Origin of the sequence: Nocardia sp. NPDC005825 (assembly GCF_040630175.1) — a bacterium.
Lineage (GTDB): Bacteria > Actinomycetota > Actinomycetes > Mycobacteriales > Mycobacteriaceae > Nocardia.
The window spans coordinates 1-26,025 of the sequence record NZ_JBEXXC010000027.1; the positions used below are offsets into that span (position 1 = coordinate 1).

The window sequence follows — 26,025 nt, forward strand, 5'->3', positions numbered from 1 at the left end:
GGGATCGAGTTGCCTGGTCACGTTCGCGAGCATGTTCGCCGGGGACCCGTGGGGTTCGCCCGTGCCACGGCAGGTCAGAACTGTGATCACGCGGACCCAGTAGCGCGTCGACGGTGTCCTTGATCAACGCCGGAGCCGTCGCGTCGGGGCCGCCGTAGGCCAGCGCCTGCTGCGCCCACGCGTCCAGCGCCGCGAGTGCCTTGGGGGTGTCGAGGTCATCGGCCAGGTGCCGGCGCACCCGCGCCACGGTGTCGGTCGCCTCGGGAGCCGAGTCCAGCGCCACCGCCGAACGCCACAACGCCAGCCGCGAAACCGCGTCGGCCAGTACCGCATCCGACCACTCCCGGTCGCTGCGGTAGTGCCCGGAGAACACGCCCAGCCGGATCGCGCCCGGATCGGTGCCCGCCGCGCGCAGCTTGGACACGAACACCAGATTGCCGCGCGACTTCGACATCTTCTCGCCATCGAGCCCGATCAGGCCCGCGTGCACGTAATGGCGGGCGAAGCGACGCCCCTTCACCAGCGCCTCGGCGTGCGCGGCGGAGTACTCGTGGTGCGGGTAGATCAGGTCGCTGCCGCCGCCCTGGATATCGAACTCGGTGCCGATGCGGTTGACCGCGATCGCCGCACACTCGATGTGCCAGCCCGGACGGCCCGCCCCGAACGGCGCCGGCCACGACGGCTCACCCGGGCGCTCGGCCCGCCACAACAGCGCGTCGATCGGATCGCGCTTGCCCGGCCGCTGCGGATCCCCGCCGCGCTCGGCGAACAACCGGTCCATCGTCTCGCGGTCATAGCCCGACTCGTAGCCGAACTGCTCGGTCGCGTCGTGACGGAAGTAGATGTCGGGATACTGCGGGTCGTCGACCACGTACGCCGCGCCCGAGGCCAGCAGCTTGTCGACCAGGTCCACGACCTCCTGCACCGACTCGATCGCGCCGATGTAGTCGCGCGGCGGGATCACCCGCAACGCCGCCATGTCCTCGCGGAACAGGTTGATCTCGCGGGTGCCCAGCTCACGCCAGTCGATGCCGTCGCGTTCGGCCCGCTCGAACAGCGGATCATCGACGTCGGTGGTGTTCTGCACGTAGTGCACCTCGTGGCCGGCGTCGCGCCACAACCGGTTGACCAGGTCGAAGGTCAGGTAGGTGGCGGCGTGGCCGAGGTGGGTGGCGTCATAGGGGGTGATGCCGCAGACGTACATCGTCGCGGTCGCGCCGGGGGTCACCGGGCGCACCTGCTTGTCGGCGGTGTCGAACAAACGCAACGCTGGTCCGGATCCGGGGACGGTCGGGACAGCGGTATCGGACCAGGACTGCATGATTCGAGGTTATCCCTGGGATCGGGCCGCGACGTCGCCGCCCCCGCACCGGTGTGCCCCACGACACGCGCCCGACCGGGCCGACCTGCACCCTAGTCGCCGACCCGGCGGTGTCAATGCTTGCAATCAGCGCGACGAGAACGCCGCGGCGACCGGGACGGCGGGGGTCAGAACGCGGGCCACGGAATCGGCCGCTGACTGGCGGGCAACGGCATCACCGGCTCGTCCAGCAACGCCCGCCCCCGCGCCTCGAGCGCGTCGATCTCGGCGTCGGTGATCAACCCCGCCAGCCGCTCACCCAGCTCCCCGGGCAGCGCCTTCACCAAAACCGTGATGTCGGTGAGCAATTCGTCGGCCACCGGCTCACCGGCCCACCCCCACAACACCGTGCGCAACTTCGGCTCGGTGTGCAGGCAGATCCCGTGATCCACCCCGTACACGCGCCCGTCCAGAGCCAGCAGGGCGTGCCCGCCCTTGCGGTCGGCATTGTTGATCAGCACATCGAGCACCGCCATCCGCCGCAGCCGCTCGTCGTCGGCGTGCACCAGCGACACCGGATGCCCGCCCGGATCCAGCGCCCGCAGCACCTCCCGATACCCGTCGGGGATCGCGCTCACCGGGCACAGATCCACCAGACCCGGGCTCGGCTCGTCCTCGGCGGTGTCGATCCAGCGCTGCACCATGCCGGGCCCGAAAGGCCCCTCCCGCAACACCGTTTCCGGGATCACGCCCCACCCCAGCGCCTGCGACACCAGATACGAGGCCACCTCCCGCCCGGCCAGGGTGCCGTCGGGGAAGTCCCACAACGGCCGCTCCCCACGCTCGGGCTTGTACACCACCCGCTGCCCGCCCGCGCCCGCCTCGCACACCAGGGTGACGTTGCTGGCGGTGGTGACCTGACCGATCACCGTCAACTCGGCGGTCTGCCACGACCGGTCTGCCGTGGGGCTGCTGGAGGCCGGCACCGGATCAGTCCTCGGAATCGTCGGAGTCGTCGTCGGCTTCGGTGGCGCCGAAGATGTCGCCGCGCTTGTAGCCGTTGGTGCGCACACACATGTGCCCGGCCGTGGACAGCGGCTCCCCGCACAGCGGGCACGGTGGTCGGCCCGCCGCGATCACCCGTGCCGAGCGCAACGCGAACTCCCGCGCCTGCACCGGGGTCAGGAACACCCGCACCGCGTCGGGACCCTCCTCGGTGTCATCGAGCACCACCGATTCGTCGACCTCGGTCTCGGTGATCGCCAACAGCTCCACCACCACCGCGCCCGCGTCGGCGTCCCAGCCCAAACCCATGGTGCCGACCCGGAATTCGGCGTCGATCGGCGTCACCAGCGGCGCGGTGTCGGCCACGTCGGCGGCCTGCGGGGGCACCGAGGTCCCGAAGCGCCGTTGCACCTCGTCGAGCAGCAGACCCATCCGATCGGCCAGCACCTTCACCTGCTGCTTCTCGAGCAGCACGCTGATCACCCGCGGCTCCTGCACCGCCTGCAGGTAGAACGCGCGGTCGCCCGGCTCGCCGACGGTGCCGGCGACGAAACGATCGGGGGTGCGGAAGATATGGATTGCCCGGCCCATTGCACCTCCATTCGGTTCACTCACACTGATGAATCGGGGCGTTCGCCAGCCCCATTATCCGTACTGTCGGTGGTACCCGTTTCTCCGCCGGGAACCGGCCCCGAGCGCGATTCGCCGCCAGTTCGCGGTGAAATCGCCGCCAACCCGGACAGATCGGTACCCGTGTCATTGAGACGCCACACATAGGGGGCGTTCGGGGTGTAGCGGACGACGCTGATCGACGCCGGTTCCACCACGATCCGCTGGAAGCCGTCGAGGTGAAGGCCGAACGCGTCGGCCAGCACCGACTTGATGACATCGCCGTGCGTGCACGCAATCCACAACACATCGCTACCATGCCGCTCGGCGAACTGCCGATCCCGTTCGCGCACAGCGGACACGGCACGGAACTGCACCTCCGCCAGCGACTCGCCCGACGGGAACCGCGCCGCCGACGCCTGCCGCTGCACCACCTTCCACAACGGCTCGGTGACCAGGTCGGCGAGCGCCTTGCCGGTCCAATCGCCGTAGTCGACCTCGAGCAGCCGCTCATCCGGGTCGGCCTCGAGGCCCAGCTTGTCCGCCAAGGGGGCGACGGTGCGCTGGCAGCGCAGCAGCGGCGAGCACACGATGTGCTCGATCGGCAGCGATCCCAGCCGCTGAACCAGGCTCGCGGCCTGCTCACGGCCACGGTCGGTCAGATCGACGCCGGCGCTGCGCCCGGCCAGGGTGCGGGCAATGTTCGACGTGGACACGCCGTGCCGCAACAGGATCACCGTCACCGGGACAGCCTACCGACTAGGTCGCCGACACGACGCCGGTCGCCAGCAGCGCGATCACCGTCAACCCCAGCACGATGCGGTAGCCCACGAACCAGTCCAGCGAGTGGCGCGCCACGAACTTCAACAGCCACGCCACCGACGCGTACCCGACCGCGAAGGACAGCACCGTGGCCACCAGCAGCTGCGGACCCGACGCATTGAGGCCCTCACCAGCGGGTTCGAAGGCGTCGGGGAGGCTGAACAGGCCCGAGGCCAGCACCGCGGGAATGGCCAGCAGGAACGAGAACCGCACCGCCGCCTCACGAGTCAGACCGCAGAACAGGCCCGCCGAGCTCGTCGCCCCCGAACGCGACACGCCCGGGATGAGGGCCAGGCACTGGGCCAGGCCCATGATCAGGCCGTCACGGGTGGTGAGCAGTTCGATCGGGCGGCGCGCGCGCCCGTAGGTCTTGCCCGAGTAGTACTCCGCCGCCGCGATCACCAGCGCGAACACGATCAGCATGATCGAGATCAGCCACAGATTCCGTGCGCCGGTACGGATCTGGTCCTTGAACAGCAGACCCAGCACCCCGATCGGGATGGTGGCGATGATCACATACCAGCCGACCCGGTAGTCCAATTCGCGCTGGGTGTCGGGATCGGGGCCGTAGGCGAAGGAGCCGTCCTCGGTCAGCACCGGCAGCTGCGTGGTGGCGCGCTCGTGCAGCGGCACCGAATCATGTTGACGCCCAGCGACCTTCATCCACACCGTGGTGCACCAGGCCACCAGGATCCGCCAGATGTCCTTGGCGAAATACACCAGCACCGCCGCCTCGGTACCCAGCTGGGTGACCGCGGTGAACGACGCGCCCGCGTCATCGCCGAAGAACACCGCCGAGACGATCCGCAGATGCGCCGACGAGGAGATCGGCAGAAATTCCGTCAGACCCTGCACCAGGCCCAGCACCAGCGCCTGCACCCACGTCATCGACTCACCCACGCCGCCTCCAGTCCCGAATCATCAGCTCCCGGTGAGCATTTCGACGCCCCGGGCCGCCACCGGCGCGGCGTTCGCGCCCCGCCGCAACGCTGCGACCCTACCGGGCGGTGATGGCGCGCCCGATACCCCCGGGTGAAATCGGGTTCCGGCTCGCGCGCGCCGGAATTCGCCGCGCTCGGCGCGGGCCGTAGCCGGGCGCGGGCCGCCGGTGCGCCTAGGCTGACGCGTGTGACGAAAGGGCAAGCGCGGTGATGCAACAACGGACGGTCGGCCGCAGCGGACTGCGGGTGTCGAGGCTCGGGCTGGCCACCCACACCTGGGGCAGGGAGACCGACGCCGAGGACGCCGCGGCCCAGCTGCTGGCGTTCGTCGAAGCCGGCGGCAACCTCGTCGACACCTCCCCGGCCTACGGTGACGGCGCCGCCCAGCACATCCTCGGCGAGCTGATCGCCGAAGTCGGCCGCGAGGACCTGGTGCTGTCCGGAAGTGCCGGATACACACCGATACTCAGCGACGCGCCCGCCGACGCGCCCGCCGCGGTGCGCTGGACCGTCGACGCCTCCCGGCGCACCATGCGCCGCCAGCTCGACCACACCCTCACCCAGCTCGGCACCGACCACCTCGACCTGTGGACCGTCGCCGCCTGGGACCCGCACACCCCCCTCGAGGAGATCGCCGACACCCTGTCGTGGGCGGTGCGCTCGGGACGCGTGCGCTACGCCGGAGCGCGCGGCTACGACGGCTGGCAGCTGGCCACCCTCGCCGCCGCCGCGCCGCTGACCGCCGCGAAGACCCCCTACTCGCTGCTGGCGCGCGGTGTCGAGCACGAATTCGTGCCCGCCGCACAGCATCACGGCATCGGCGTCATCGCCACCGCGCCGCTGGCCGGGGGGATCCTCACCGGCAAATACCGCGACGGGGTGCCCGCCGATTCCCGCGGCGCCGACGAGTCCACCGCCGCGGAGATCACCGCGCATCTCGACGACCGGGCGGTGCGGGTGGTCGACGCGGTCGTCACCGCCGCCGACGGGCTGGGGACCTCGCCGCTGGCGGTGGCGCTGGCCTGGATCCGCGACCAGCCCGCGGTCGCCTCGATGCTGGTCGGAGCCCGCGACATCGGGCAGCTCACCGGCATCCTGGCCGCCGAGACCCTCGAACTGCCGCGTGCCATCGCCGCGGCCCTCGGAGACGTGAGCGCACGCACAGAATGAGCCAGGCTAGCCTTGCCTGCATGAGGTGTCTCGTGAATGCCCGCACCGCCGCCCGCACGCTGGTGATCCTGCTGCTCGGTGTCGGTCTCGTCGCCGGGGTCACCGCCTGCGGCTCGGGCACCACGAGCACCGGCGGGCGCGGACCCGTCACCGCCGAGATCGGTGACCTCGACCCGGTCACGCTGGGACCCGAACCGGTTGCCACGCTGCCGGTCACCGTCACCTCCTTCGACGGCACCCCGGTCACCGTCACCGACACCTCCCGCATCATCGCCGCCGACCGCTACGGCACCCTCGCCCAAACCGTCGTCGCCCTCGGACTGCGCTCGAAACTGATCGGGCGCTCCAACTCCGCGGCGTTCCCCGCCGTGCGCGACCTGCCCACCGTGTCCTCGGGCAGCGGCACCCTGAGCGTGGAAGCCGTTGCGGCACTGCGGCCCACGGTGTTCCTCACCGACACCACCACCGTCACCCCCGCGCTGCGTGACCAGCTGCGCGCCCTGGGCATCACCGTCGTGTACTTCGACACCGGACGCACCATGGCCGGAGTCGTCCCGCAGATCGAGGCCGTGGGCGCCGCGCTCGGCGTCCCCGAGGCGGGCAAGGCGCTGGGGCAGCGCACGCGCACCGAGATCGACGCCGCGATCGCCTCGGTGCCGCACCAGGACGCCAAACCCAAGATCGCGTTCCTGTACCTGCGCAGCGCCGCCATCACCATGATCGCCGGACCCGGCTCGGGCGCCGACTCGCTGATCACCGCCATCGGCGGCATCGACGCCGGCACCGCGTCGGGCATCACCAAGGACTTCCTGCCCATCACCAGCGAGGCCATGATCGCCGCCGCCCCCGACGCGCTGCTGCTCATGAGCGATGGCCTGGCCTCGGTGGGCGGAGTCGACGGCCTCGAGAAGGTCCCCGGCATCGCCCAGACCCCGGCCGGTCGCGACCGCCGCGTGATCGACATGTCCGACGCCGTCCTGCTCTCCTTCGGCCCCAACACCGGCCGCGTGCTGTCGGCCCTCGTGAAGGCCGTCTACGGCCCCGCCGCCGCATGAGCAAGAGCCCCGGAGCGGCCGACAACCAAGGCCCCCACATGGATTCACCGAACAACACCCACGACGACCGCACCCCGGCGCACAACGGCGCTGCCACCGCGCTCGGCCCCGGCGCACCGATCGCTGGCGACGAGTCGATGACCGTGCAGGAGCCGGCGGTCGAGGTGCCTCCCAGCGCACGCCGCAAATGGTCGCGCAACGCGGTCATCTTCGCCGGCGCGCTGGCCGCGCTGGTGATGCTCGCGCTGATCTCGGCCGCCATCGGCCAGGTGCCGACCAGTCCCGCCGAGGTCGCGGGCGCGTTCCTGCACCGCATCGGCCTGGACTGGGGTCCCATGCCCGCCCACCCGGCCGGATACGTGACCCTGTGGGAGGTGCGCTTCCCGCGCGTCGTGCTCGGCATGCTCGTCGGCGCGGCCCTGGCCACCGCCGGCGCCCTGCTGCAGGGCGTGTTCGCCAATCCGCTCGCCGAACCCGGCGTGATCGGCGTGTCCGCGGGCGCGGCGGTCGGCGCGGGCACCGTCATCGTCGCCGGCGGCGCGTTCGTGGCCGCCTGGTCGGTCGCGGCGGGCGCGTTCGCCGCGGGACTGGCCACCACCCTGCTGGTGTATCTGCTGGCCCGCTCCAACGGCCGCACCGAAGTGGTGACCCTGGTGCTGACCGGTGTCGCCATCAATGCCTTCGCCGGCGGCCTGATCTCGTTCCTGCTGTTCTCCGCCTCGCCCGCGGCGCGCGACCAGATCGTGTTCTGGCAGATGGGCAGCCTCAACGGCGCCACCTGGCAGTCGGTGAACGTGGTGTGGCCGCTGACGCTGCTGGGCCTGGCCGCCGCGATCTGGATGGCCCCGCGCCTGGACCTGCTCGCGCTGGGCGAGTCCGCGGCCCGGCATCTGGGCGTGGACGTGGAACGGTTGCGGCGCAACGTGATCGTCGTGGTCGCGGTGCTGGCCACCGCCGGGGTCGCGTTCACCGGCATCATCTTGTTCGTCGGGCTGATCGTGCCGCACCTGGTGCGCATGCTGGTCGGGCCCGGCCACCGGGTGCTGATCCCGCTGTCGGCCATCGTCGGCGCGGTGGTGCTGGTGGCCGCCGACATCGGTGCCCGCGCCCTGGTCCACAACGCGGATCTGCCGCTGGGCATGATCACCTCACTGGTCGGCGGGCCGTTCTTCTTCTGGCTGCTGCGCCGCACCCGCTCACGATCGGGAGGCTGGGCATGAGCGGCCTACGCGAGCTCACCACGATCTTCGGGCGCACCCCCGCCCTGCCCGAAACCCCCGAACCGGGTGCGGCGACCCTGCGCGCCCGCAAGGTCAGCGCCAAACGCGGCGAACGCACCGTCCTCGAGGGCATCGACTTCGATGTCGTCGCCGGGCAGATCGTGGCTCTGGTCGGTCCCAACGGCGCGGGCAAGTCGACGCTGCTGGCCGCGCTGGCCGGGGAGCTCGAATTGAGCGGCGGCAGCGTCGAACTCGACGGCCACGCCCTCACCCACTGGACGCATCTGGACATGGCCCGCCGTCGCGCGGTGCTACCCCAGTCGCACACCGTCGGATTCCCGTTCAGCGCCCGCGAAGTCGTCGCCATGGGCCGCTCCCCGTGGGCGCGCACCCCGCGCCAGCAGGACGACGAGCGGGCCATCGCCGCGGCTATGGCCGCCACCGACGTCGAACGTTTCGCCGCACGCCCGTTCCCGGCGCTGTCCGGCGGTGAACGCGCCCGCGTCGCCCTGGCCCGCGTGCTGGCCCAGGACACCGCGACGCTGCTGCTCGACGAACCCACCGCCGCACTCGATCTCGGCCACCAGGAACAGGTCCTGCGTCTGGCCCGCGACCGTGCCAGCGCGGGCGCGGCAGTCGTGGTCGTGCTGCACGACCTGGGTGTCGCCGCCGCCTACGCCGACCGCGTCGCCGTGCTCGATGCCGGACACATCGCCGCCGACGGCCCGCCCCGCGAGATCCTCACCGCCGAACTGCTCACCCGCGTCTACCAGCATCCGGTCGACGTGTTCGACCATCCGGTCACCGGCGCGCAACTGGTGCTGCCCGTCCGGGGCTGAGCACCCGCGGGCGCGGTCAGAGCTGCTGCTGGCCCCACACCAGCCGCAGGACGCCGTTGGCCAGCCAGATCGCGAAGAACACGATCCCGGCCACCGGCGTCCACGCCAGACCCAGCAGCACCGCCGCCGCACCGAACCACCCGACCTCCAGGGCGATACGCCGCCACCCGGTCTGCGGGAACCGGGCGTCCTTTGCCGCGCCGAACAGCGCCCACACCACGATGAACACCGCCGGAACCGCCAGCCCCGCCACGATGCGCACCGCGATCGGGGCGGACACGGTGAACCCCCACCAGGCCGCCGCGGCCAGCACCCCCAGTTCCAGCAGGAACATCAACAGCAGGTTCGCGCCCTTGAGCACGCTCATCGCCAGACCAACCTCAACACCGCAGGAGTCAACAGCATGCGAATCACGGTGGCGTCCAACACCAATGCCGCGATCATGCCGTAGGCAATGTATTTCATCAGCACCAGATCCGAGAACCCGAACGCACCGGTCACCACGATCAGGATCGCGGCCGCCGAGGTGATCACGCCACCGGTGTGGGCGATGCCGTACCGGATCGCCTCGGGCGCGTCAGCACCGGACGCGCGGGCCTCGGCCATGCGGGATTGCAGGAACACCTCGTAGTCGGTCGACAGACCGAACAGGACCGTCACGATGAGCACCAGCACCGCGAACATCAACGGGCCCGGCGTGAAGTCGAACAGTCCCGCCCCGTGCCCCTCGACGAAGATCCAGGTCAGCACGCCCAGCGTCGCGCCCAGGCTGAGCGCGCTCATCACCACCGCCTTGACCGCCAGCACCAGCGACCGGAACGCCGCGTACATCAACGCGATCGCCGCCGCGACCAGGATCAGCACCAGCAGCGGCAGGCCCTTGATCAACCCCTGGATGCTGTCGCGTTCGAGCGCGGGCACGCCCGCCACCATCACCGCGACCCCGTCCGGCTGCGGGATCGAGCGCAGCGCCGCGATCACCGAGTCGGCGTCGCGTTTGTCGGACAGGCCGCTGGCCAGCACCGTCACCTGATCCTTGGTCGGCGCGGCCGGATCGAACGGACCCGTCATCCGCGGACCGACCAGCTGGTTGGCCTCGTAGCGAATATCGGAGAGCTGCTGCGGATTCGCGCCCACCACCACCAGTTTCAACGGCTCGGTGCGGAAATGCGGGAACAGCCGGTCGAAGTCCTGCTGCGCCACCCGCGCCGGATTGTCCGCCGCCAGATACCGCTCGCTCAACCCGCCGAACTCGATACTGCGGAACGGCAGGATCAACGCCAGCAGCATCAACACCACCGGCACGATCACCAGCCACGGCTTGCGCATCGCGAAAACCGCCAGCCGCGAGAAGAATCCGCGATCGATCTGCTCGGCGGTGCGGATACTGGCCAGCCGATGCCAGCCCCACAGATCGATGCGCGGCCCCACGATCGACAACACCGCCGGCAACGCCGTCACCGACAGCACCGCCGCCAGCAGCACCGAGGAGATGCCGCCCAACGGCACCGACCGCAGCACCCCGTTCGGGTAGATGAACAACGCGCCCAGGCTCACCGCGATGATCGCCGCCGAGAACAACACCGTGCGCCCGGCCGTGGCGATGGTGCGCGCGGTCGCCTCCTCCACGCTGCGCCCGGCCGCCAGCTCCTCGCGGAACCGGGTCACCGCGAACAACCCGTAGTCGATGGCCAGGCCCAGGCTCACCAGCGTCACCACCGCCGAGGCGAACACGTTGACCTGCAGATGATTGGTCAGCAGCCGCATGATGCCCTGACTGCCCAGGATCGTCATGCCGCCGATCAGCACCGGCAGCAGCGCCCCCACCACGCCGCCGAACACGAAATACAGCAGGATCGCCACCAGCGGCAGCGCGATCAGCTCGGCGCGCTCGATGTCGCGCTGCATGCCGGTGTTGATGCCCTCCACCACCGGCTGCAGACCGGCCAGCTGCACCGTGGTGCCGCCCGGCCCGGAACCGGTTGTGCCGGCCTGGAATTCGTTCTTGATGGCCAGATAGTTGTCGACGGTGTCGGTGCCGCCGTCACCGCGCAACCCGATACTGGCGAAGGCGTGGGTGCGCGAGGCGTCGGCGAACTGTCCCATCAGCGCGCCGTCCCAATAGGAATCGATCTTGAGGATGCGGTCGGCGTGCTCGGTGCGCAACCGCGTCAACTCCGCCGCCACCGCGCTGCGCACGGGTTCGTCGTCGACGGTCATCCCCGCCGGGGCGGTGTAGATCGCGATCAGGTCGGCGTCGGTGTCGCGGCCGAAGGTGGAGTCGGCCAGCTTCGAGGCCGCCACCGACTGACTGGATTCGTCGAACCAGCCCTCCTGGGTCAGATGATCGCCCAGGTCGCGCCCGTAGAACCCGGACACCAGCACGGCCAGGCCGAACACGGCGAACACCAGGAACCGGAAGCGGTGGATCAGCCGCCCCCACCGCAGGGATCCGGCCTCGAGCATCAGCCGCAGGCCGCGGTCTTGTAGTCGGCCGACCGCAGAATCCCGCACAGATCCGTGCGCGAGATCTTCCAATGCCCGTCCTTGGCCACGAAATGCACCACCGTGGTGCGCACGTTCGTGCCGGTGCCGTCCTTGTCCAGGCTCAGCGTCGCGGTCAGCGTGCCGTCATGGTTGTCGAACACCGGGTCCTTGACCCCGTACACCGCGCGCGGATTGTCGGCCAGCGCCTTGTACATGTCGGGGATCGCGTCCTTGAACGCCTCCCCGTCCTCGATCAGCGCGGTGCGATCGCTGTCGGGCAGGTTCGGGTCCAGCGCCCGCTTGATCTGCGAGTCCAGCTCCGCGGCGCTCGGGATCCCGGGCCGGTTGACGCTGCTCTGCGCGGCGGCGGCCTGCGAGGACGAACTCAACGCCGCATACGCCGAGGACCGCGCTTCGGCGATCTTCGATTCGTCGTCGGAGCCGCCGCACCCGGCGAGCGATGCGCCCAGCACGGTCAGCAGCAGCGCGGTGGCGGCCGGTCGTCGAAGTCGCATCAACATCCTCGGGAGTTCGAACTGCGGTTGTGTGCCGTTAGTTTGGCACGGCCCGCGCCCGGAAGTGATCTCTGTGTCACAGACAGCGCCGCCCGCGGGCGTCAGCGGCCCTCGATCACCGCGCCCAACCGGCCCAGCAGCGCGCGCACCGTGGTCGCTTCGCGGGGCTGGGCCGCGGGGACCGGGACCGCCTGCGGGATCAGGTCGCGGACCAGGGCCACCACGCTGCGTTCGTCGTCGAGATCGATGTCGGTGACCGGGGCCACCGCGATCGCCTCGACGTCCTCCGGGGCCGGAACCGCGGTGGTCACGCCCGGGCGGTAGATCTCCACGGTGAGGGTGGATCGATGGGTTCGGAAGGCGAAGGACCGCCCGTCCCCGGTGACGCCGAAGCCGTGCGCGTAGCGCCCGACGGTCACGTCCTCGACGGTGAACCCCGCGCTCTGGTCGGCAACCAACAGATCTCCCTGATACAGACCGCTTTTGCACTCCACGGTAACCGCTTGCCCCGACACCGCCACCGAATCCCCATGTCACATCATGCAAGTCGGCGCCGGAGGCACGGGTGAGATCGGCACGCGGACCCCCGGTCACACGGTTGGAACCCGGGACATGGTCAGATTAGAGAGCACGCATGATTTCGTCGGTCAGTTCGGTCAGTAAGGAGTTCGCTGCATGCGCCGTCGCGGCTGGATCGGTTCAGCCCTCGCGGGTGTGACCGTGGTGACCCTGCTGACCGGATGTTCGGACCAGCCGGACAACGCGAACAACGCCACCCGCGACCCGGCCACCCCGGCCGCCGCACCCACCGCCACCGCCGCCCCGGCGGGGCAGGTGAACGCGAGCGCGCCCATCGCGCTGCTGCTCGACGAACCCTCCACCGGCATCCTGGCCGCGGTCGTGGACTCCGGCGCCACCCTGAACCTGATCGACAAGGGCGTCACCCGCCCGGTCGCCCTGCCCGGCAAGGCCGCCGCCCTGGTCGCGGGCAAGCCCGGCGAGGTGCTGATCGCGGTGCCCGGCAAGATCGTTCGCGTCGATGTCGCCAGCGGCGCGCTCACCACCGTCACCGTCGACGGCGACCTGCACTCGGTGGGCCTGCGCCCCGACGGGTCGCTGGTGGCGGGGCTGGCCGACGGCCGGGTGCTGCTGCTCGACGCGGACGGCACTGTGCGCCACACCATTACGGGCCTGTCGGCCGCCGACGCCATCGACACCGGCGACGGCAGGGTGGTCGTGGTGGACCGCCGCCAGTCCGCGATCGTGGAGCTCGACCTCGACGCCCACAAGCTCGGCCTGGCCCTGCGCGCCGGCGACGGGGTGACCAACATGATCGGCGACCACTTCGGCCGACGCCTGGTCACCGACACCGCCGGCGCCGAACTGCTGGTCTACACCGCTGATCCTTTGGTCCTGCACCAGCGTTTCCCGGTAGGCTCTTCGCCCTACGCACTCGCCTACGATCAGCGGTCGGAGACCGTGTGGGTGACGCTGACAGGCAGCAACGAAGTCGTCGGCTACGAGCTGTCGACGGGTATACCGGTAGAGGTGGGGCGTTACCCGACGGTGCGCCAGCCCAACTCGGTGACCGTCGATGCCCGCACCGGTGACCTGTTCGTGGGATCCGCGACCGGCGACGGTCTGCAGCGGATCGGCGCGGACCAGCGGAAGAGAGGGCAGTGATGGCTCGGGCCTCACGATCGGCGCGCCAATCGCGCACATTACCGGAAGGCTGGGAGGAATCCAGCGACGAATGGGAGTACGTGCCCCTGCGGCTGCCACCCGGCATCACCAGGGTCACCGCCACCATGCGACTGTCCATTCACGCCGAATTCGGTGGCTGGGAGCTCTCGCGGGTGCGCGCCTACACCGACGGCAGCCGCCGCGTGTTACTGCGCCGCCGCAAGACCACTCCCCTGCTATCCCCGACACCCGAGGCGGTGATGTAACCCCCTATGTATGAGCGCCTGTACGCCCTGCTGCTGAAGCTGATGTTCCTGCTGCCGCCGGAACGCATCCACCATCTGGCCTTCGCCGCGATGAAGCTGGCGACCCGGTTCACCCCGGGCCGCGCCCTCACCGGCAAGGTCCTGGTGGCCGACGATCCGATCCTGCGCACCCGCGTGTTCGGCGTGGACTTCCCCGCGCCGCTGGGTCTGGCCGCCGGCTTCGACAAGAACGCCGACGGCGTCGACGCGTGGGGCCCACTCGGTTTCGGCTACGCCGAGATCGGCACCGTCACCGCCCAGGCCCAGCCCGGCAATCCCGCGCCGCGGCTGTTCCGCCTGCCCGCGGACCGGGCGCTCATCAACCGCATGGGGTTCAACAACTTCGGCGCCGCCGCCGCGGCCGAGCATCTCGCGCACCGGCTGCCCGGCGGCGTCCCCATCGGCGCCAATATCGGCAAGACCAAGGTCGTCGAACCCGAGGACGCCGCCGACGATTACGCGATCTCGGCGAAACTGCTGGGCCCGCTGGCCGACTTCATGGTCGTCAACGTCAGCTCCCCCAACACCCCCGGCCTGCGTGACCTGCAGGCCGTCGCCTCGCTGCGCCCGATCCTGCAGGCCGTGCTCGACTCGGTGTCGGTCCCGGTCCTGGTCAAGATCGCCCCCGACCTGTCCGACGACGACATCGACGCCGTCGCCGACCTCGCCGTCGAACTCGGCCTCGCCGGCATCGTCGCCACCAACACCACCATCCGCCGCGACGGCCTGGCCACCCCCGCCGCCGAGGTCGAACCGATCGGCGCGGGCGGCCTGTCCGGCGCCCCCGTCGCCGACCGCTCCCTCGAGGTCCTGCGCCGCCTCTACACCCGCGTCGGCGACAAACTGGCCCTCATCTCCGTCGGCGGCATCGAAACCCCCGACCAGGCCTGGGAACGCATCCTCGCCGGCGCCTCCCTCCTGCAGGGCTACACCGGCTTCATCTACGGCGGCCCCCTCTGGGCCAAACACATCCACCACGGCCTCGCCGCCAAACTCCGCGAACACGGCTACACCAACCTCTCCGAAGCCGTCGGCGCCGAACACCGCGCCCGCGCCTGACCCGTTCGCGGGCAACACCTTTCGAATCGCCCGGGAAACCGCACGGCCGATGGGTCGTGCGGTCAGCCCCACAGATGCCGGGAGCGGGCCCCCGTCGACGCCGCCCCGTGCGCGGCGGTGGCCCAGCCCGACAGCATCGCCACCGGCGTCCCGGGCTCCTCGTCGAGCAGCTCCCGGTGCAGGCGTTCGGCCAATCGCTGTGCCAGCAGAATCACCGCGCGCTCGACCCCGATCCCCAGCCGGGTCGCCAGGTCGGCGGCCCACAGGTGCGCGGCCTCGTCGTAGACGACCTCCGGATCGGAGAGCACCTCGTCGAGCTCCATCCCCGCCCGGGCCTGATCGTGGGTGAGGTGCTGTGCCGGAAGCCAACTCAACCGCCACACCACCTCTCCGCGCCGGTATTCGCGCAGCGCGTATTCAGGGCTGATGTCACTGGTCATCGCCCGCGTCGTGATATCGATCGTCATCAGGACCTCCCAAGGCCATCGGCGCACGCCACGGGATCTCCGTCCGTGCACCGTCTTCGGCCCGCCGCGACCGGTCGCCGCCGCGGGCCCTGCCATCCCCTCATCGACTCTGCCCCACCCCTCGGATCCGATCGGTCGGTACGTCAAGCCGTCCGGCGTCGCAGCAGCAGAAACACCGCCTGCTCCAACGGAATCCCCACCTCGCCCGCCGCGGCGACCATCCGCCCCTGCGCGGCCTCCCCCCGTGGGTACGGGTCGACGGCCACCACCTCGGCCAGCACCATCGCCGCCAGCGCCTGTGCGCGGGTCAGCAATCGATCCGGCATCCAGCTGCACCGCCACGCCAGCGTCCAGCGGTCGGCCACCCGCACCGCGCTCTCCTCGGTCAGATCGCTGGTCATCGCCCAGTCGTCGGTGGTGTAGATGGTCATGACTCTCCCCGTTCCCTGCGACGCGCGCGCAAGACGATGCGGGCATCCTCGAGATCGATGCCCAGGGCGGCGCCGAGGGCGCACGCACGCTCCCAGGCCGCGCCGTGATGACCCGGCTCCCGCCGCAGGAGCTCGGTCAGTTCCATGGCCGCCAGCGCTTCCTCCCGCGTCAGCAGCGGAGTCTGCCGCCAGCTGAGCCGCCAGGCCGGTTCGCGGTGGCGGGGCAGGCGTTCGGCGCACTCGCCGGTGATGCTGCTGGTGATCGAGCTGGCACTCGGGTAAATCATGATGGCCTCCGATGAGACGAGGAGGCGTCACCGCCGGATCGAGTGTGACGCGGAGCTGGGCCGAGGCGACGTGGACGGGCGAATTCGCCTATCGCACGGGGATGTTCGCCCGGAGATCGGGATCGGCCACACCGCACGCGCGGGGCGCGCGCCGCTGGATCCGCCGGATCGTGGGTAGTCCGGTCATCGGGAACCTCCCGGTACATCTGGTCGGGCGGCGCTCATTTGCCAATTCCAGGATGGCATTTGGCACTTCCGAATCGCAGTTTGACGCTGTCACAATTGGATTGCCGTTTCCGCCGACGTTCAAACGTGGACGGTCTTATGGTTGGGGCGAATGATGATGCAGCCGAACCTGGGAAGCAGTGGCGCCGACACGGCCGCGCAGGACAACGACGTGCGCGCCGTGCGTGACACCCTGCTGCAACTGCGCAAGCGCTGGGCCATGGGCGGTGACCGCGACCGCTCGGTCGACCTCGGCGCGCTGCTCGGCCTGGTCATCGTCCGCCGCGTCGCACACCTCACCGGCCGCGACCCGAAAGCGGCGCTGCCCGAAGCGCTGCGGTACATCGCGGGCACGCTCGAACCGGCCGACCGCCTCATCGTCGACGCGGAACTGAACCTGTCCATGCTGGCCGACCAACTGCCGACACCGATCGCCGCAGAGCTCTACGGCCCCGAGCTGGGGCAGCGACGAGACAGTCTCGCCCTGCATTGGATGACGCTGCACGAAGCGCTGGGCGTGCCGGTCGCTCAGGTGCCGCGCAACAATCGCGCCTTGCGCGGCCGGCGGGAAGAGGACGCGTTCACGGCGCTGGCGCGGGGGCTCACCCTCGAGTCCGTTGCCGCCGACGGCCTTCCCGGTGCGACGACACGGCCGAGCGCCGTGGTGATCGGCGACGCCGCCTGGGACCGCATCTGCACCGTCGATGTGCTGCCGCAGGCCGGGGACTCGCTGTACGGGGAATTCTCCGAGCACGCCGGAGGCAAAGGACTGAACCGCGCGGTCGCTTTGGCCCGGCTCGGCGTGGACGCGCGTCTGTTCGCCGCCGTCGGCGACGACGACAAAGCCGCACTGATCGTCGACTACCTGCGTGCGCGCGGCGTCGATACCAGCCTGTTGCGTGCGCGGCGCGGACCGACTCCGACCGCGGCGGTGACCGTCGCCCGCGACGGCGGGAACTACTCGGTGGCAGGCAAGGACGACCGGATCCGCTTCGACGCCAGGGATATCGCCGATATCCCGATCACGCGTGCGCTCGTCCACGCCGACGCCGTGCTGCTGACCTTCGAGCAGAACGTCGAAGTGCTCGCGGCGGTGGCCGACGCGATCGCCGACCGGGAGTCGCGGCCGTGGCTGTTCGTCAGCGCCACTCCACCGCCGAAACGATTCCCCGCCCTGTTGCCCGGCTACCTCCGGACGGTCGACTACCTGATCGCCTCGGTCGGCGAGCTCGCCGCGCTGCGACCCGGGGTCGAATCCGCTGATATCGCCAGGCAATTGGTGAAGCACGGGGTCGGGTCGGTCGTGGTGCTGTACGGCGACAGCTGCGCGATGTACTCGGCCGCGGACCCCGCCGCGGAGCCGGTGTGGGCCGACATCCAAACCGACCGCCCGGGAGCGCCCGGAGCCTCATCGGCGTTCGCGTCGGCGTTCATCGCCCGATTGATGACCCAGCCCCGGCCCGCCGACCCGGCCCGCCGCCGACAGGCCGGGCACGCCAACCTGGTGTGGGCCGCCGCGGCGATTCCCGCGCGCGCCAGCAAGGAGACGAGCATCCCCGACTCCATGCCCACCCGCGAGGCGATCGACGCGACCCTGGACGCGTCCTAGAGGTCGGGTGACCACGGCGGGTCGGCGGTCGGAATCCAGTGCCCGTGACGGCGTTTGGCCTGCTGATAGTCGGCTTCCCGGCGAGTCCGCGGCGGGGTGCGCAGCGGGATCACGGTGGCGTGGATCTCGGCGTCGCGCACCGCCTGCAGTTTGTGCGGATTATTCGTCATCAGCCGCACCTCGGTCAGCCCGAGGGCGACCAGCGCCTGCGCGGCGTGGGTGTAGTCGCGCTTATCCTCGCTGTACCCCAAAGTCCGGTAGCTGTCGTAGGTGTCGAGGCGGTTGCGCTCGCTGATCTCGTAGCCGCGCGCCTTCGCCAGCAGCCCGTACCCGCGGCCCTCCTGTTCGAGGTAGACCAGAATGCCCGATCCGGCGGCCTGGATCAGGTCGAGGGAACGTTCCAGCTGCGGCCCGCAGTCACAGTCCTGGAACGACAGCGATTCACCGTAGAGGCACTGCGAGTGGATACGGACCAGGCAGTCGTCGTCGATGGATCCGAAGGCCAGAATGTGCCCGGTTTCGGCGTCGGTCGGCAGGTCGGTGACCCGGACGCGGAGCTCTTGACCCTTGCGGGAGATCCAGTGGCTGGCGTGGTCGAGGCTGGCCCATATCGCTTGTCGGCTAACGTCTTTCGCCGGCCGAGAACCCATCAGTGAATGGTATGTCCCGACGCCGTCCTGATTGTCCGGATCACTGAACAGGGCATAACGGCGCGCGCCGGAATCGGTGGCCGATAATTCTCTCCGGATACGCTCCGCGATCGCCGGGAAAGGGTAGGCTTCGGCACCGTCTGCGTGTGCCGCCTGGCAACTCCGCAGCAACGGTCGGATCGCTGCCCCTGCGCACCGTCCTGACCGGCGGTTACCACACACCAACGGACACTGTCGGGCGGCGGATCGCGGCCCGCGGGGATACGAGGCGGTCACGTGAGCGTTGCGGACGAGTCGATTGCTGTTGCGGGTCCGGTGAATTCACAGAAACCCGCCTGCACCGGTCATCTACTCACCCGCAAGGGCGCCCAGATCCGCGTACGAGTCCACTCGATACCGGGACGCGACGGCGGCCAGGCCCTCATCTTCGGCGATATCGGCCGTTTCCCCGCCCCGCTGGTGCGCATCCACTCCCGCTGCCTCTACGGCGACGCCCTGCACTCCGACGACTGCGACTGCGGCCCCGAACTCGACCAGGCCATGGACATGATCCAGCGCGCCGACGCCGGCGTGCTGCTCTACCTCGAACAGGAAGGCCGAGGCGCGGGCCTCGAAGTCAAAGCCGAAGGCCTGCGCCTCACACAAACCGAGGGCCACAACACCTTCGACGCCTATCGCGCCCTCGGCTTCGATCCCGACTACCGCGAGTTCGACACCGCCGCCCGCTTCCTCACCGACCAGCTCGGCCTGCACTCGGTCAGCCTGCTGACCAACAACCCCGACAAGGTGCACGCCCTGCAACGAAGCGACATCACCGTCACCCGCGTGCCCCTCGTCACCGAACCCCGCAGCCACTGGGCACGGGAGTACATGGAAGCCAAGCGAATCCACCGCGGCCATCGCCTGCCACCCTTCTCCTTCCGCCGAATCGGCCGAAGGATAGAACAAACCTGCGTCGCCTTCGGCGTCGTTGCCACCGCCGCCGCGATCTACTGGGCCCCACGCGAACTCGCCGTCCTCGCCTTCATGACCCTGGCCGCGACCGCGGTGGCCTGGCACCCCGCCCGCACCTCCGTCCGCCTCCGACTGCGGGCGTGGCGCCGTCAACTGACCCAACGCCCGCAGAACCACCCCACGCCGGTGATCTGAGCCCGCCTCCCCCCGTCGCCCGGGTGAATTGACAATTTCGGCCACCACTCTGGCCCATGTAGCCCGCGACACAGTCGGGAAAGTCTGGTTACGATGAGTGAGCCGCGCCACAGGTGACGCGTGGCCATCGCGTGACGGGTTGGTCGTGGTCTCGGACTTCGAAGGTTCGCGCTGGTGGGCGCGCGGGTGGACGGCGAAGCGAGAGGCTATCGGGAAAAGGGCTTATGACGACTGACATCGGGTATGCGCACGCATCGGGCAAGACCGTCCACACGATTCCGGAGGCGTTCCAGGAAACCCTGACGCTGCGGCCGGGGCAGGTGGCGTTGCGGACCGTGGGGGGTACGCGGCAGATCACCTGGCGCGAGTACGGGGAGCGGGTGCGCGCGATCGCCGCCGGGCTGGCGGCGCTCGGGGTGGGGCGCGGGGACGCGGTGGGCATCATGCTGACCAACCGGCCCGAGTTCAATCTGGTCGACACCGCGGCGCTGCACCTGGGTGCGACGCCGTTCTCCATCTACAACACCAGCTCCCCCGAGCAGATCGCGCACCTGTTCACCAATGCCGAGAACCGGGTGGTCATCACCGAACCGGCGTTCCTGGACGTGGTGCGCGGCGCCGGCGTGGAGATGGAACACATTGTGCTGGTGGATGGTTCGGCGGCGGGCACGCTGACGCTGGCGGAGGTGGAGGCCGCCCCGCAGCCCGATTTCGACTTCGACGCCGCCTGGCGGGCCGTGCAGCCCGACGATGTGGCGACGCTGATCTACACCTCCGGCACCACCGGCCCGTCCAAGGGCGTGGAGCTGACCCACCGCAATGTGGTCGCCCAGATCGTGGGCCTGGTCGAGGGCCCGCTGACCGTCGGCCTCGACGACCGTTCGGTGTCCTACCTGCCCGCCGCCCATGTGGCCGACCGGATCTCGGGGCACTGCGCCAACCTGTTCACCGGCGTCCAGATGACGTGCGTGCCCGACCCGCGCGAGATCGCCGCCGCCCTGCCCGACGCCCGCCCGACCGCGTTCTTCGGCGTGCCGCGCGTGTGGCAGAAGATCAAGGCCGGTATCGACGCCAAACTGGCCACCGAGGCCAGCCCGGTGAAGAAGGCGCTCGCGAACTGGGCGCTGGGCGTCGGCGCGCAGGCCGCGCGCGCCGAGCTGGCCGGCACCGGCCGCGGCGCCCTGCTCGACGTGCAGCACAAGCTGGCCGACGCGCTGGTGCTGTCGAAGCTGCGCCACGCCCTGGGTTTCGACGAGCTGCGCGTGGCCGCGTCCGGCGCGGCCGCCATCCCGCCGGAGACCCTGGAATACCTGCTGGGCCTGGGCTTCACGGTGACCGAGGTGTGGGGGATGTCCGAGACCAGCGGTGTCGGCACCTACACCCCGCTGGCCAAGCCGAAGCCGGGCACCGTCGGCATCCCGCTGCGCGGGGTCGAGGTGCGCCTGGCCGAGGACGGGGAGCTGCTGTTGCGCGGCGGCATCGTCACCCACGGCTACCGCAAGATGCCCGACAAGACCGCCGAGGCCATCGACGCCGACGGCTGGCTGCACACCGGCGACGTCGCCACCATCGACGGTGACGGCTACGTCACCATCGTCGACCGCAAGAAGGAACTCATCATCACCGAGGCGGGTAAGAACCTGTCTCCCACCAATATCGAGAACACCGTGAAGGCGGCGTCCTCGCTGGTCGGTCAGGTGGTGGCGATCGGCGACGCCAAGCCTTACATCTCCGCGCTGATCGTGCTCGACCCCGATATCGCGGTGGTGCGGGCCAAGGCGCTGGGTGTGCCCGACGCCGACCTGAAAACCCTTGCCGCGCACCCGGAGATCATCGCCGAGATCAAGGGCGCGATCGCCGAGGCCAACGCCAAGCTGAACCGGGTCGAGTCGATCAAGCGGTTCACCATCCTGGATCTGGGCTGGGAGCCCGGCGGTGACGAACTCACCCCGACCCTCAAGCTCAAGCGCAACCCGATCGCGGCCAAGTACGCGACCGAGATCGCCGCGCTGTACCTGACCCCCGCACCCGAGGGCGTCATCAACCTGAGCTGATCCCGGGGCGCTGCACCCCCGGTATCGATGTGGGCCCGGACGTGATGTCCGGGCCCACAGCCGTTCCCGGCCGCGCACGCCACACTCGACCGCGCGCGGCCGCCCTCAACCGCGCACGGCCACCCGGGTGACCCGTGCGAGCCGATCGCTCATCGCCTCGGCCACCCGGCCCATGCGGGTGTGGCTGTGCTCGGCGGTGTCGTACTCCACCTGCACCGTCAACCGCCCACCCACGGTGAAGATCGTCATCTTCGGCGGCATGCCCGCCGCCATCGCGAACACCTCGTCGCGCACGAACTCCAACCCGGCGGGTATCGGGTGCGCGGGCAGCCGGCCCATATTCGACAACGCGATCGCCGGCGGTTGCGCCAGCATCGCGGCCACCTGCGGCGCGAGCGGGCGCTGCGCGGCGCGCATGAACAATGCCGGGAACCGGCTCTCGCGCAGCACCCGCATGGTGGCGTCGACGACCGCGCCCACCGCCAGCGGATCGGCGTCGCGATCGACCAGCGCCGGAGTCCCCGCGCCCGAAGCGCAATTGAGGACCGTCGACACCGGCACCGGCGGCGACAGCTCCGGTCGCAGATCCGCGGCATGCCCGCACATCAACGGAATCGGCCCGTCCCCGGCGAGTTCCCCGCGTACCGCCGCCAGCGCCGCCCCGGCCAGCACACTGTTGACCGAGATCCCCCGGCTCCGAGCCGCTTCGACCAGCTCCGCGGTCTGACCCGGCGACAACTCGATGCGCCGCAACGCCAATCGACCCCCCGCGTCCCCGACCCCGTCCCCGTCGTGAGGCATCGTGCGCGGCGCATCGGCCGGTGCGGCGGCGGCGATCTCCGCGCCGAGATGCGCCAGGAACCCGTCGACCTCCGCCTCACCGACCACCGCGGCCAGCAACTCGTCGACCCCGCCGGGCAGCGCGTCGTCCGAATCGTGCGGCGGCGGTTGGACACCCGCCACGTGCGCGGCATACCGCCGCCACATCTCCTCGAGCAGCGCGAATGCCGAACGCCCGTCACTGATCCCGTGATGGATGACCAGCACGATCCGGCTCTCGCGCACCCCGCGCAGCAGCACCGCCCGGAACAGTCCCGCCTCCCAGTCCTGCGGACTGTTCACCAGCTCCCAGTACTCGTCCACGCCACCCTCGCGCACGGTCAGCGTCGGCATCACCGCATCCGCGGCCACGAACCGCGCGACCCCGTCGACGGTGATCACGCGACTGCGCAGCAGCACATGCCCGGCGGCGAGCTCGCCCAGCACTCGCCGCAGGATGCGCTCGTCGACCTCGCCGCGCACGGCCGTGCCGATGAACAGCGGCATCCCGCCGACGGGCACGCTGCCCAGCCGGGCGTCCGCCGCGAAATATCCGGATTCGAAGGGAGACAACGGTCGTGCGGTCATATCGGACTCGTCTTCCGTGCGATGGGATCGTGCCACCACCGACCATACACACGTTTCATACGCATGTTCAAAACAGTTGTTTGAAACGTGCGTTACAAACAACCGTTCACCCCGCTGTTAGGCTGACCCCGTGGGAACCCGAGAAGACCTGCTGGCCGCCGCCAAGCACTGCCTGGCCGAACGCGGCTACGCCCGCACCACCGTGCGCGATATCGTCGCCGCGTCCGGGGCCAATCTGGCCGCCATCAACTACCACTTCGGCACTCGCGACCGGCTGCTCAACCAGGCCATGCTCGAGGCCACCGCCGCCGCGGTCTCCCACATCCTCGAGTCCCTGCCCGCCGACGACACCGGCGACTCCCCCGCCCGCCTGAACGCCTTCTGGCACAGGCTGATCGACTCCTTCACCGGCGACCGGGTGATCTGGGCCGCCAATGTCGAATCCATGGCCCAGGCCATGCACTCTCCCACCCTGCGCGCGGAAATCGGTGCCGCCCAGGAACAGGCGCGCGCGGGCCTGTCCCAGGACCTGGGCGGCGGTGACGCCGCGATCGGCGCGGTCCTGCAAACCCTCATCGCGGGCCTGCTGGTCCAATATCTGATCGACCCCGACCACGCGCCCGCGGCGGACGACCTCGCGGCGGGCCTGCGTGGGCTGGCCGAACGCTCTGTTGCCGACCAGGGCTAGATCCGGACGAGCGCTGCCGCGACCGGTGACGCCGCGCGGACACGACTGTGGCCCCGAGCGAATCGCTCAGGGCCACAGTGATTCCGGCGGGATCGCCTACTTCTGCTCGTGCGTGCCGATCAGCGTGGCGCGCCCGATGGCGTTCATGAACAGGTTGAACCCCAGGTAGGCGGGCGAGGCGTGCTCGTCGACCTCGAGCCGCTCCACCCCGACCGCGTGCACCACGACGAAATACCGGTGCGCCCCGTGCCCGGCAGGCGGGAACGCGCCGGTGTACTCGTGCAGGCCCGCGTCATTGCGCAGATGCAGCGCCCCGGCCGGCAGCACGCCGCCCTTACTGGCCTGCCCGGTCTCGAGGCTGGTCGTGGTGGCCGGGACATTGGCGAGCACCCAGTGCCAGAAGCCCGAGGCGGTCGGCGCGTCCGGGTCGTACATGGTGACGGTGAAACTCTTGGTCTCGGCCGGGAATCCGGACCAGCTCAGCTGCGGGGAGATGTCCGAGCCGCCCGCGCCGGCCAGCGCGCTGACCTGATCCAGCGACAGCGGCTTGCCCTCGCTGATATCGGTGGAGGTCAGGGTGAATTCCGGCAGCTGCGGCAACGCGGCGTACGGGTTGTACGAATAGTCGGGCACGAGCAGTCCTTTCGAATCGTCAGCTGTGCAACAGGAAGTGTTCCAGCACCCGGGCGCCGAATTCGAGCGACTCCACCGGAACCCGCTCGTCGACCCCGTGGAAGAGCGCCGAGAAGTCCAGTTCGGGCGGCAGTCGCAGCGGCGCGAACCCGAAGCAGCGAATCCCGAGCTTGGCGAACGCTTTCGCGTCGGTGCCGCCGGAGAGCATGTAGGGCACGGTGCGCCCGGCCGGATCGTGGGCCAGGATGGCGTCGTTCATGGCGTCGACCAGATGCCCGTCGAAGGTGGTCTCGTAGGAGTCGAGCTTGGTGATCCACTCCCGCTCCACATCCGGGCCGATGAGCGCGTCCACTTCCCGTTCGAACTCGGCCTGACGCCCCGGCACCACCCGGCAGTCGACCACGGCCTCGGCGGTCTGGGGAATCACATTGGCCTTGTACCCGGCGCGCAGCATGGTCGGGTTGGCGGTGTCGCGCAGCGTCGCGCCGATGATCCGCGAGATGGTGCCCAGCTTGGCCAGCTGATCCTCGATACCCGGTGCGGCGGGATCGAATTCGAGCCCCGACTCCTCCGACACCGCGGCCAGGAACTCCGCCACCGAATCCGACACCACCAGCGGGAAGGTGTGGGTGCCCAACCGGGCCACCGCCTGCGCCAGGATCGTCACCGCATTGTCCTCGTGCAGGAACGAGCCGTGCCCGGCGCGCGCCTTGGCGCGCAGCCGCATCCAGCCCAGACCCTTCTCCGCGGTCTCCACCAGGTACAGCCGCCGCTCACCGCCGTCGGGCCGCGGCACGGTCAGCGAGAACCCGCCGACCTCCCCGACCGCCTCGGTGACGCCGTCGAACAGGTCGGGGCGGTTCTCGACCAGCCACTGGCAGCCCCAGCGGCCGCCGTTCTCCTCGTCGGCCACGAACGCCCACACGATGTCGCGCGGCGGCACCGTGCCCTCGATCTTGAACTGGCGGGCCACCGCCAGCATCATGCCGACCATGTCCTTCATGTCGATGGCCCCGCGACCCCACACGTAGCCGTCGCGGACCGCGCCGGAGAACGGGTGCACACTCCAGTCGGCGGCCTCGGCGGGCACCACGTCCAGGTGCCCGTGCATCATCAGCGCACCGCGTGAGGAGTCCGCGCCCTTCAGGCGCGCGAACACATTGCCGCGGCCCGGCGCGCCGGACTCGACGTACTCGGTCTCGTACCCGGCATCCTCGAGTTGCTCGGCCACCCACTGCGCGCATTCGCGCTCGCCCTTGGTGGTCTCCAGTTCGCCGGTATTGGAGGTGTCGAACTGGATCAGCTTGCTGACCAGGTTCACCACTTCCGACACGGCACGGGGGGTGTGGGTTTCGGCGGTTTCGGACACGTCACTTTCCTACCACCTCCGCGCGCCCGGGTGTCGGCCCGCCGCC

27 protein-coding genes are annotated in these 26,025 nt (G+C 70.2%); 11 read left to right on the plus strand and 16 right to left on the minus strand.

The genetic code is table 11. The features are described from left to right. The 5 genes from mshC to ABZ382_RS35710 form a co-directional block, all read right to left on the minus strand. Window positions 1-1,321, minus strand: a 1,321-nt coding sequence (gene mshC / locus ABZ382_RS35690; RefSeq protein WP_357098502.1) for a cysteine--1-D-myo-inosityl 2-amino-2-deoxy-alpha-D-glucopyranoside ligase, incomplete at its 3' end; no start/stop codon positions are given. Between the two features lie 167 nt (window positions 1,322-1,488). Continuing rightward, window positions 1,489-2,286, minus strand: coding sequence for an SCO1664 family protein (locus tag ABZ382_RS35695; protein ID WP_357098505.1), 798 nt, complete (start codon window positions 2,284-2,286; stop codon window positions 1,489-1,491). A gap of 4 nt (window positions 2,287-2,290) precedes the next feature. Beyond that, window positions 2,291-2,896, minus strand: a complete 606-nt coding sequence (locus ABZ382_RS35700; RefSeq protein ID WP_357098508.1) for a DUF3090 domain-containing protein — start codon at window positions 2,894-2,896, stop codon at window positions 2,291-2,293. 20 nt (window positions 2,897-2,916) lie between these two features. Next, the gene (locus ABZ382_RS35705; RefSeq protein ID WP_357098511.1) at window positions 2,917-3,657 is read right to left on the minus strand and encodes a histidine phosphatase family protein; all 741 of its coding nucleotides are present in this window, start codon (window positions 3,655-3,657) and stop codon (window positions 2,917-2,919) included. 16 nt (window positions 3,658-3,673) lie between these two features. Beyond that, window positions 3,674-4,624, minus strand: coding sequence for an undecaprenyl-diphosphate phosphatase (locus ABZ382_RS35710; RefSeq protein ID WP_357098515.1), 951 nt, complete (start codon window positions 4,622-4,624; stop codon window positions 3,674-3,676). A gap of 263 nt (window positions 4,625-4,887) precedes the next feature. Between ABZ382_RS35710 and ABZ382_RS35715 the strand changes: the two genes are divergently transcribed. From ABZ382_RS35715 to ABZ382_RS35730, 4 genes are all read left to right on the plus strand, one after another. After that, complete coding sequence (locus ABZ382_RS35715; protein ID WP_357098518.1) at window positions 4,888-5,847, plus strand: aldo/keto reductase; 960 nt, start codon at window positions 4,888-4,890, stop codon at window positions 5,845-5,847. A gap of 20 nt (window positions 5,848-5,867) precedes the next feature. Further along, window positions 5,868-6,902: an ABC transporter substrate-binding protein gene (locus tag ABZ382_RS35720; protein ID WP_357098521.1), complete on the plus strand. Its 1,035-nt coding sequence runs from the start codon at window positions 5,868-5,870 to the stop codon at window positions 6,900-6,902. Window positions 6,903-7,039: 137 nt separating this feature from the next. Next, window positions 7,040-8,122, plus strand: coding sequence for an iron ABC transporter permease (locus tag ABZ382_RS35725; protein ID WP_357098592.1), 1,083 nt, complete (start codon window positions 7,040-7,042; stop codon window positions 8,120-8,122). Further along, window positions 8,119-8,961 (plus strand): heme ABC transporter ATP-binding protein, encoded by an 843-nt coding sequence (locus ABZ382_RS35730; protein WP_357098524.1) that lies wholly within the window; start codon window positions 8,119-8,121, stop codon window positions 8,959-8,961. Before ABZ382_RS35725 ends, ABZ382_RS35730 begins: the two co-directional genes overlap by 4 nt. A gap of 16 nt (window positions 8,962-8,977) precedes the next feature. On the opposite strand, the gene ABZ382_RS35735 is transcribed toward ABZ382_RS35730, so the two are convergent. The 4 genes from ABZ382_RS35735 to ABZ382_RS35750 all read right to left on the minus strand — a co-directional run bounded on the left by ABZ382_RS35735 (window position 8,978) and on the right by ABZ382_RS35750 (window position 12,421). Beyond that, window positions 8,978-9,328: a YrdB family protein gene (locus ABZ382_RS35735; RefSeq protein ID WP_357098527.1), complete on the minus strand. Its 351-nt coding sequence runs from the start codon at window positions 9,326-9,328 to the stop codon at window positions 8,978-8,980. After that, on the minus strand, window positions 9,325-11,475 hold the full coding sequence (locus ABZ382_RS35740) for an MMPL family transporter (RefSeq protein WP_357098530.1): 2,151 nt from the start codon (window positions 11,473-11,475) through the stop codon (window positions 9,325-9,327). The genes ABZ382_RS35735 and ABZ382_RS35740 overlap by 4 nt, the downstream gene beginning before the upstream one ends. Beyond that, on the minus strand, window positions 11,427-11,963 hold the full coding sequence (locus tag ABZ382_RS35745; protein ID WP_357098533.1) for a hypothetical protein: 537 nt from the start codon (window positions 11,961-11,963) through the stop codon (window positions 11,427-11,429). The genes ABZ382_RS35740 and ABZ382_RS35745 overlap by 49 nt, the downstream gene beginning before the upstream one ends. A 101-nt stretch (window positions 11,964-12,064) precedes the next feature. Beyond that, a complete protein-coding gene (locus ABZ382_RS35750) occupies window positions 12,065-12,421 on the minus strand; it encodes a hypothetical protein (RefSeq protein WP_357098536.1) in 357 nt (118 codons plus the stop codon). A gap of 217 nt (window positions 12,422-12,638) precedes the next feature. Between ABZ382_RS35750 and ABZ382_RS35755 the strand changes: the two genes are divergently transcribed. The 3 genes from ABZ382_RS35755 to ABZ382_RS35765 are packed head-to-tail and all read left to right on the plus strand — an operon-like array spanning window position 12,639 to window position 15,010. Beyond that, entirely contained in the window at window positions 12,639-13,646 is a 1,008-nt protein-coding gene (locus tag ABZ382_RS35755; protein ID WP_357098539.1) for a hypothetical protein, read from the plus strand. Next, a complete protein-coding gene (locus ABZ382_RS35760) occupies window positions 13,646-13,912 on the plus strand; it encodes a DUF5703 family protein (protein ID WP_357098542.1) in 267 nt (88 codons plus the stop codon). Before ABZ382_RS35755 ends, ABZ382_RS35760 begins: the two co-directional genes overlap by 1 nt. A gap of 18 nt (window positions 13,913-13,930) precedes the next feature. Further along, window positions 13,931-15,010, plus strand: coding sequence for a quinone-dependent dihydroorotate dehydrogenase (locus ABZ382_RS35765; protein ID WP_357098595.1), 1,080 nt, complete (start codon window positions 13,931-13,933; stop codon window positions 15,008-15,010). A 62-nt stretch (window positions 15,011-15,072) separates the two neighbouring features. Here the strand turns inward: ABZ382_RS35765 and ABZ382_RS35770 are convergent, their stop codons facing one another. The 3 genes from ABZ382_RS35770 to ABZ382_RS35780 all read right to left on the minus strand — a co-directional run bounded on the left by ABZ382_RS35770 (window position 15,073) and on the right by ABZ382_RS35780 (window position 16,195). Next, window positions 15,073-15,477 (minus strand): hypothetical protein, encoded by a 405-nt coding sequence (locus tag ABZ382_RS35770; protein WP_357098545.1) that lies wholly within the window; start codon window positions 15,475-15,477, stop codon window positions 15,073-15,075. Window positions 15,478-15,620: 143 nt separating this feature from the next. Further along, complete coding sequence (locus ABZ382_RS35775; protein ID WP_357098548.1) at window positions 15,621-15,908, minus strand: hypothetical protein; 288 nt, start codon at window positions 15,906-15,908, stop codon at window positions 15,621-15,623. Then, complete coding sequence (locus tag ABZ382_RS35780) at window positions 15,905-16,195, minus strand: hypothetical protein (protein WP_357098550.1); 291 nt, start codon at window positions 16,193-16,195, stop codon at window positions 15,905-15,907. The genes ABZ382_RS35775 and ABZ382_RS35780 overlap by 4 nt, the downstream gene beginning before the upstream one ends. Before the next feature lie 337 nt (window positions 16,196-16,532). Between ABZ382_RS35780 and ABZ382_RS35785 the strand changes: the two genes are divergently transcribed. Continuing rightward, entirely contained in the window at window positions 16,533-18,029 is a 1,497-nt protein-coding gene (locus ABZ382_RS35785; protein ID WP_357098553.1) for a PfkB family carbohydrate kinase, read from the plus strand. On the opposite strand, the gene ribA is transcribed toward ABZ382_RS35785, so the two are convergent. Further along, window positions 18,026-18,679 carry a GTP cyclohydrolase II RibA gene (gene ribA / locus ABZ382_RS35790; protein WP_357098556.1) on the minus strand — a complete coding sequence of 218 codons (654 nt, stop codon included), beginning with the start codon at window positions 18,677-18,679 and terminating at the stop codon, window positions 18,026-18,028. The two genes, ABZ382_RS35785 and ribA, sit on opposite strands and share 4 nt — an antisense overlap. Window positions 18,680-18,955: 276 nt before the next feature. On the opposite strand from ribA, the gene ABZ382_RS35795 reads away from it, so the two are divergent. After that, window positions 18,956-19,828: a GTP cyclohydrolase II gene (locus ABZ382_RS35795; RefSeq protein ID WP_357098559.1), complete on the plus strand. Its 873-nt coding sequence runs from the start codon at window positions 18,956-18,958 to the stop codon at window positions 19,826-19,828. A 224-nt stretch (window positions 19,829-20,052) separates the two neighbouring features. Continuing rightward, window positions 20,053-21,882: a long-chain fatty acid--CoA ligase gene (locus ABZ382_RS35800; RefSeq protein ID WP_357098562.1), complete on the plus strand. Its 1,830-nt coding sequence runs from the start codon at window positions 20,053-20,055 to the stop codon at window positions 21,880-21,882. A 105-nt stretch (window positions 21,883-21,987) separates the two neighbouring features. Here the strand turns inward: ABZ382_RS35800 and ABZ382_RS35805 are convergent, their stop codons facing one another. Then, window positions 21,988-23,289, minus strand: a complete 1,302-nt coding sequence (locus ABZ382_RS35805) for a hypothetical protein (protein ID WP_357098565.1) — start codon at window positions 23,287-23,289, stop codon at window positions 21,988-21,990. 130 nt (window positions 23,290-23,419) lie between these two features. Here ABZ382_RS35805 and ABZ382_RS35810 point away from each other — a divergent pair, with 130 nt between their 5' ends. Next, window positions 23,420-23,977 (plus strand): TetR/AcrR family transcriptional regulator, encoded by a 558-nt coding sequence (locus ABZ382_RS35810; protein WP_357098568.1) that lies wholly within the window; start codon window positions 23,420-23,422, stop codon window positions 23,975-23,977. A gap of 96 nt (window positions 23,978-24,073) precedes the next feature. Here ABZ382_RS35810 and ABZ382_RS35815 read toward each other — a convergent pair whose 3' ends face one another. Together ABZ382_RS35815 and ABZ382_RS35820 are read right to left on the minus strand one after the other, a co-directional pair. Continuing rightward, window positions 24,074-24,610: a YbhB/YbcL family Raf kinase inhibitor-like protein gene (locus tag ABZ382_RS35815; protein ID WP_357098571.1), complete on the minus strand. Its 537-nt coding sequence runs from the start codon at window positions 24,608-24,610 to the stop codon at window positions 24,074-24,076. A gap of 19 nt (window positions 24,611-24,629) precedes the next feature. Then, on the minus strand, window positions 24,630-25,979 hold the full coding sequence (locus ABZ382_RS35820) for a M20/M25/M40 family metallo-hydrolase (RefSeq protein ID WP_357098574.1): 1,350 nt from the start codon (window positions 25,977-25,979) through the stop codon (window positions 24,630-24,632). Window positions 25,980-26,025: the final 46 nt, after the last annotated feature.

Coding starts and splice junctions, on each gene's coding strand:
- ABZ382_RS35775 (WP_357098548.1), bottom strand. CDS start 15,908: ATGACCATCTACACCACCGACGACTGGGCGATGACCAGCGATCTGACC.
- ABZ382_RS35730 (WP_357098524.1), top strand. CDS start 8,119: ATGAGCGGCCTACGCGAGCTCACCACGATCTTCGGGCGCACCCCCGCC.
- ABZ382_RS35785 (WP_357098553.1), top strand. CDS start 16,533: ATGATGATGCAGCCGAACCTGGGAAGCAGTGGCGCCGACACGGCCGCG.
- ABZ382_RS35735 (WP_357098527.1), bottom strand. CDS start 9,328: ATGAGCGTGCTCAAGGGCGCGAACCTGCTGTTGATGTTCCTGCTGGAA.
- ABZ382_RS35700 (WP_357098508.1), bottom strand. CDS start 2,896: ATGGGCCGGGCAATCCATATCTTCCGCACCCCCGATCGTTTCGTCGCC.
- ABZ382_RS35755 (WP_357098539.1), top strand. CDS start 12,639: ATGCGCCGTCGCGGCTGGATCGGTTCAGCCCTCGCGGGTGTGACCGTG.
- ABZ382_RS35710 (WP_357098515.1), bottom strand. CDS start 4,624: ATGACGTGGGTGCAGGCGCTGGTGCTGGGCCTGGTGCAGGGTCTGACG.
- ABZ382_RS35805 (WP_357098565.1), bottom strand. CDS start 23,289: ATGACCGCACGACCGTTGTCTCCCTTCGAATCCGGATATTTCGCGGCG.
- ABZ382_RS35760 (WP_357098542.1), top strand. CDS start 13,646: ATGGCTCGGGCCTCACGATCGGCGCGCCAATCGCGCACATTACCGGAA.
- ABZ382_RS35745 (WP_357098533.1), bottom strand. CDS start 11,963: ATGCGACTTCGACGACCGGCCGCCACCGCGCTGCTGCTGACCGTGCTG.
- ribA (WP_357098556.1), bottom strand. CDS start 18,679: ATGGGTTCTCGGCCGGCGAAAGACGTTAGCCGACAAGCGATATGGGCC.
- ABZ382_RS35715 (WP_357098518.1), top strand. CDS start 4,888: ATGCAACAACGGACGGTCGGCCGCAGCGGACTGCGGGTGTCGAGGCTC.
- ABZ382_RS35780 (WP_357098550.1), bottom strand. CDS start 16,195: ATGATTTACCCGAGTGCCAGCTCGATCACCAGCAGCATCACCGGCGAG.
- ABZ382_RS35725 (WP_357098592.1), top strand. CDS start 7,040: ATGACCGTGCAGGAGCCGGCGGTCGAGGTGCCTCCCAGCGCACGCCGC.
- ABZ382_RS35770 (WP_357098545.1), bottom strand. CDS start 15,477: ATGACGATCGATATCACGACGCGGGCGATGACCAGTGACATCAGCCCT.
- ABZ382_RS35720 (WP_357098521.1), top strand. CDS start 5,868: ATGAGGTGTCTCGTGAATGCCCGCACCGCCGCCCGCACGCTGGTGATC.
- ABZ382_RS35800 (WP_357098562.1), top strand. CDS start 20,053: ATGACGACTGACATCGGGTATGCGCACGCATCGGGCAAGACCGTCCAC.